General features: G+C 71.5%; 1 protein-coding gene. It reads left to right on the top strand.

Annotated features, from left to right (window positions below):
• Positions 1–474: methyl-accepting chemotaxis protein (locus JT719_RS24285; protein WP_242693459.1), on the top strand; the 474-nt coding region annotated here is incomplete at both ends.

Raw genomic sequence — 474 nt, 5'->3', positions numbered from 1 at the left:
CCTGTCCTCCACCGCCGCCCAGGCGAGCAGCCAGGCGACTGCCGTGGCCGCTGCATCGGAACAGTCCTCCGCCAACGTCCAGACGGTGGCCGCCGCGACCGAGGAGCTGGCCGCCTCCATCCTGGAGATCGGCCGCCAAGTCTCCGCCCAGACCCGCATCAGCGGCGAGGCCGTAATGGAGGCCGAGCGGACGCAGAGCAGCATGCAGGGCCTTGTCGAGGCGGCCCACCAGATCGGTGAGGTGGTCGGGCTGATCAACTCCATCGCCGGCCAGACCAACCTGCTGGCGCTGAACGCCACCATCGAGGCGGCCCGCGCGGGCGAGGCCGGCAAGGGCTTCGCCGTCGTCGCCAGCGAGGTGAAGAGCCTCGCCGGCCAGACCGCCAAGGCGACCGAGGAGATCCAGGCCAAGGTGAAGGAGATCCAGGGTGCGACCGGCAGCGCCCAGGGCGCCATCGCGGACATCGGCCGCAC

The sequence above is a fragment of the Sabulibacter ruber genome, assembly GCF_017355955.1.
In the GTDB taxonomy this organism is placed as follows: domain Bacteria; phylum Bacteroidota; class Bacteroidia; order Cytophagales; family Hymenobacteraceae; genus Nibribacter; species Nibribacter ruber_A.
The sequence above is the reverse complement of the archived record's forward strand: the minus strand, read 5'-3'. Positions and strand labels throughout refer to the sequence as shown.